This window comes from Streptomyces sp. SID1328 (assembly GCF_009865595.1).
In the GTDB taxonomy this organism is placed as follows: domain Bacteria; phylum Actinomycetota; class Actinomycetes; order Streptomycetales; family Streptomycetaceae; genus Streptomyces; species Streptomyces griseoluteus.
This window is the reverse complement of the sequence record NZ_WWKH01000248.1, coordinates 1-4,664: the sequence shown is the minus strand read 5'-3', so window position 1 is coordinate 4,664 and position 4,664 is coordinate 1. Positions and strand designations below refer to the sequence as shown.

Annotated in this window: 5 protein-coding genes; all 5 read right to left on the bottom strand. The window is 71.4% G+C overall.

Going from position 1 to position 4,664, the window contains the following annotated elements:
• Positions 1–92: 92 nt before the first annotated feature.
• The gene (locus tag GT030_RS07285) at positions 93–539 is read right to left on the bottom strand and encodes a response regulator (RefSeq protein WP_086690552.1); all 447 of its coding nucleotides are present in this window, start codon (positions 537–539) and stop codon (positions 93–95) included.
• Entirely contained in the window at positions 536–2,077 is a 1,542-nt protein-coding gene (locus tag GT030_RS07280) for a sensor histidine kinase (protein ID WP_161200372.1), read from the bottom strand. The genes GT030_RS07285 and GT030_RS07280 overlap by 4 nt, the downstream gene beginning before the upstream one ends.
• A gap of 139 nt (positions 2,078–2,216) precedes the next feature.
• Positions 2,217–3,440, bottom strand: a complete 1,224-nt coding sequence (locus GT030_RS07275) for a fused response regulator/phosphatase (protein ID WP_161200371.1) — start codon at positions 3,438–3,440, stop codon at positions 2,217–2,219.
• 164 nt (positions 3,441–3,604) lie between these two features.
• Positions 3,605–4,291, bottom strand: coding sequence for a response regulator transcription factor (locus tag GT030_RS07270; protein WP_161200370.1), 687 nt, complete (start codon positions 4,289–4,291; stop codon positions 3,605–3,607).
• 109 nt (positions 4,292–4,400) lie between these two features.
• A partial coding sequence (locus GT030_RS07265; protein ID WP_161200369.1) for a potassium-transporting ATPase subunit C occupies positions 4,401–4,664 on the bottom strand: 264 nt, incomplete at its 5' end.

Below are 4,664 nucleotides of genomic sequence, written 5' to 3'. Positions count from 1 at the left end.
GCCGCGAGCTGAGCAGAGCTGAGCTGAGCTGAGCCCAGCGAAACAGAACACCCCCCGACCGGGCCGGTCGGGGGGTGTTTCGCGTTCCGGGCTCACCTACGCCGGGGCAGGCGGACCACCTGGACGAAGAAGTCGTCGATCTGGCGGACGGCGGCGATGAACTGGTCGAGGTCGACCGGCTTGGTCACGTACGCGTTGGCGTGCAGCCGGTAGCTGCGGAGGATGTCCTCCTCGGCCGCCGAGGTGGTGAGGACGACCACCGGGATGTCCGCGAGGTCCTGGTCGGACTTGATGCGCTCCAGGACCTGACGCCCGTCGTACTTGGGCAGGTTGAGGTCGAGCAGGATCAGGTCGGGCCGGGGCGCGCCGGTGTGGTCGCCGCGCCGGTAGAGGAAGTCGAGCGCCTCCTCGCCGTCGCGGACCACGTGCAGCGTGTTGCCGATCTTGTTGTCCTCGAACGCTTCCCGGGTCATCAGCTCGTCACCGGGGTCGTCCTCCACCAGGAGGACATCGATCGGGGTGCCGTCGGGAGTCGTCATGTGAGGGCCTTTTCCTCGCAGTGGGTGCCGGTCTCGTCCGGGGCGGTCGCCACGGGCAGGGTGAAGCGGAAACGGGTGCCGCCGGTGTACTCGGTGTCCAGCCAGATCCGGCCACCGTGATGTTCGACGATCTTCTTGCAGAGGGCCAGGCCGATCCCGGTACCCCCGTAGGCGTCCCGGCTGTGCAGTCGCTGGAAGATGACGAAGACCTTGTCCGCGAACTCGCCGGGGATGCCGATGCCGTTGTCCGAGACACTCAGCTGCACGCTGCCGGGTTCGTCCGGGTCGGGCTCGCAGGTGACGGTGACCTGCGGAGCGCGGTCGGGGTGGCGGAACTTGAGGGCGTTGCCGATCAGGTTCTGCCAGAGCATGGTGAACAGGGTCGGGTCGCCCACCACCTCGGGCATCTCCTGGGGCAGTTCGACGCGGGCGCCGGACTCCTCCACGGCCGCGTCGAGGTTCAGCATCGCCTTCTCCAGCGCCTTTTCCAGGCCGACGGGCACGCGGTCGTCGGTGAGCCGGCCGACGCGGGAGAAGGTGAGCAGGTCGTTGATGAGCACCTGCATACGCTTGGCGCCGTCCACCGCGAAGTCGATGTACTGCCGCCCGCGGTCGTCCAGCTTGTCGTAGTACCGCTTCTCCAGGAGCTGGCAGAAGGAAGCGACCTTGCGCAGCGGTTCCTGGAGGTCGTGGGAGGCGACGTAGGCGAACTGTTCCAGTTCCACGTTGGAGCGGCGCAGTTCGACCGCCTGGGCGTCCAGGTCGGCGGCCTGGGTGGTGAGGATGCGCTGCTGGGCGTGGGAGGCGTCCAGGTCGGACACGATCCGCCTGCGCATCTCCTCCACGTCGTGGGCCACGGCGGTCAGGTCGGCCGGCCCGCCGCCTTCGATGACGTGATCGAAGTCGCCGCCCGCGACCCGGCGGGAGGCGGTGCGCAGCCGCTGCAGGGGCTGGGTGACGAGCATGCGCACGAAGACGGCGAGCGCGACGCCGGTCAGGAGGAACGCCGCGACCATGGCGGTGAGCACGGAGTTGCGCAGGGTGCGCTCGTGCGCGATGTGGGCGTTGCCGTCCCGGACCACGCCGGCCAGGTGCGCGTTCTGGTCGGCCCAGCTCCTCCGCAGCTTGTCGAAGTCCTCCTTGCCGTTCTCCACCGTCCGCAGGTCGACGGCCTTCGGCTCGCCGGGGGTGACGGAGGCGACGAGCGGTTCGGCGTAGTTGAGGCGCCACTGGGCCGCCTGACGCTCCACCGCGGTCAGGTCGTCACGCAGCTCGGGCTGGCCGGCGGCCAGACGGCGCAGCCGCGCCGCGGACTCCGACTCGTTCTTCTTGCCCTCGATGTAGGGCTTGAGGAAGCGCTTGTCGGCCGTGATGGCGTAGCCCCGGATGCCGGTCTCCTGATTGACCATGGCGGACTGGAGCCGGTACGCCTCGGTCTGGGCGGGCTGTACACCCCGCAGCAGGGAGTCGGTCGCCACGGCCGTGCGGTTGAGGAGGCTGGCGCCCACCACGGTGCCGAGCAGCACCAGGAGGCTCATGAGCGACAGCACGAGGTAGAACCAGCCCTGCACGGTCAGGCGGCGCCCCGTCCACGGCTTGCCCGCTAGGTTCTTCACCCTGTGCTCCGTACCGACTCGTCACTCACGCGTCCCACTCGTTTCCCTCGTCTCAGGTTTCTCAGTTCCAGCTCACATGGACGACGGCGACGTCGTCCGCGAGCCCGCCCTGTTCCTCGGCCAGCCCCTCGGCCTCGCCGATGAGCCGGTCCACGAACTCGTCGGGCGCCAGTCCGGCCGACGCACGGGCGAGTTCGAGCAGCCCCTCCTCGCCCAGGCGCTGCGGGCCCCGGCTGACGTGCCCCTCGAAGAGACCGTCGGTGAAGAGGACGACGGAGGCTCCCGGCGGCACCGGCAGCTCCGCGGTGGGCCAGTGGGCGCCGCCGGGGATGAGGCCCAGCGCGGGCCCGCCCGGCACCTCGACCCAGTCCACCTCCCGCGCGCCGCGCCGGAGCAGCCCGTGGTGGCCGGCCCGCACCACGGTGGCCCGGTGCTCGCCGGGTACGGCGGACAGGCTTACCAGGGTGGCGAAGACCTCGTCCCGGGCGCGCTCGGCGACCAGGATCTCCTCCAGGCGGGCCACCTGCTCGACGCCGGTGATGCCGCTGAGGACCAGTGTGCGCCAGGCTATCCGCAGGGCGACACCGAGGGCGGCCTCGTCCGGGCCGTGCCCGGAGACGTCCCCGACCAGGGCGTGCACGGTGCCGTCCCCGCTCTGCACGATGTCGTAGAAGTCGCCGCCGAGCAGGGCCTGGGCGCGGCCGGGGCGGTAGCGGGCGACGACCTGGACGCCCTCGGCGCGCAGCAGCGGGCGGGGCAGCAGGCCGCGTTCCAGGCGGGCGTTCTCCTGGGCCTGCATCAGGCTGGCCTGGAGGGCCACCGCCGACTGCTCGGCCTGCTTGCGCTGGATCGCGTAGCGGACGGCGCGGCCGAAGAGTTCGGGTTCGACGCGGCCCTTGACGAGGTAGTCCTGGGCACCGGCGGTCACCGCGGCGAGCCCGGTCTGCTCCTCGGCGAGGCCGGTGAGGACGACGATGGCCACCCTGTCGGCGTGCGCCTTGACCAGGGAGACCGCTTCGAGACCGCTCGCGTCCGGCAGGTGCAGGTCGAGCAGGACGCAGTCCGGGCGCTCGGTGGCGAGCACCCCGGCGGCCTCGGCCATCGTGCGCACCCAGCGCAGCCGCATCTTCAGGGCACTGTCGGCGACCAGTTCCTCGACCAGCAGCGCGTCGCCGGCATCGTCCTCCACCAGGAGCACGGACGGCCGTCGCTCGTCCCAGTCCGTGTCGAGCCCGTCCGCGGTCACCGGCCTCAGCTCATCGGCATCAGCCCGCGACGTCACCATGGTCCCGCCCTTCCGCTCCGCTCATGCCGCCCGCCGCCATAAGTTGTCGACCGACAACATTGGACGAGCATACTCAGTGCGCAGATCCGGGCGTGACCAGTCCGAGTGACATCATTCACCCCTCCGGACTCGAACGCGACGACCTGGATTCCCCCGGTGAGGATTCAGCCCTCGAAACGGTAGCCCATGCCGGGCTCCGTGATCAGGTAGCGCGGGTGGGCGGGGTCCGCCTCCAGCTTGCGGCGGAGCTGGGCCATGTAGACGCGCAGATAGTTCGTCCGGTCGCTCAGGGAGGCCCCCCAGACCTCGCGCAGCAGGTGTTTCCGGCTCACCAGACGGCCGGGGCTGGTGACAAGGATCTCCAGCAGGTGCCACTCGGTCGGGGTGAGGCGGACGTCACGCCCGTCGCGCACGGCCTTCTTGGCGGCGAGGTCCAGGGTGAAGTCCGCCGTCCGCACCAGGGTGGTCTCCGGGGCCGCCCGGCCGGCCTCGGCGCGGCGGACGGCGGCGCGGAGCCGGGCCAGCAGCTCGTCCATGCTGAACGGCTTGGTGACGTAGTCGTCGGCCCCGGCGTCCAGCGCGGCGACCTTCTCCTCGGACGCCTGGCGGGCGGAGAGGACCAGGATCGGCACCCGGCTCCGGCCGCCGCGCAGGGACCGTATGACGTCGGCGCCGTCCATGTCGGGCAGCCCGAGGTCGAGCACGACCACGTCCGGCCCTCGGTCGGCCGCGAGCCGGAGCGCGGTGGCGCCGTCCGGGGCCGCGTCGACGGCGTACCGGCGGGCCTGGAGATTGATCACGAGGGCCCGTACCAGCTGCGGGTCGTCCTCCACCACGAGCACCCGTGTCATGGACGCGCGCCCTCCTGTCGTACGCCTCAGTGGACCGACGGCAGCAACCTACGGCATCGGTGCGGGAGTCGGCGGTCCAGGTGCGGCTTGCGGACACCGCTGGGGCGGTTCAGCGCCGGGCCTCCAGCTGCTTGAGCGCGGTGTTCAGCTCCAGCACGTTGACGCGGGGCTCGCCCAGGAAGCCCAGGGTGCGTCCCTCGGTGTGGTCGCGGACGAGCCGGGCCACCTCGGGCACGGGCAGGTGGTTCCGGGCGGCGACGCGGGCCGTCTGGAGCCGGGCGTACTCCGGGGAGATGTCCGGGTCGAGGCCGGAGCCGGAGGAGGTGACCGCGTCGGCGGGGACGTCGGCCGGGCTCACCGGACGGCCGGGCAC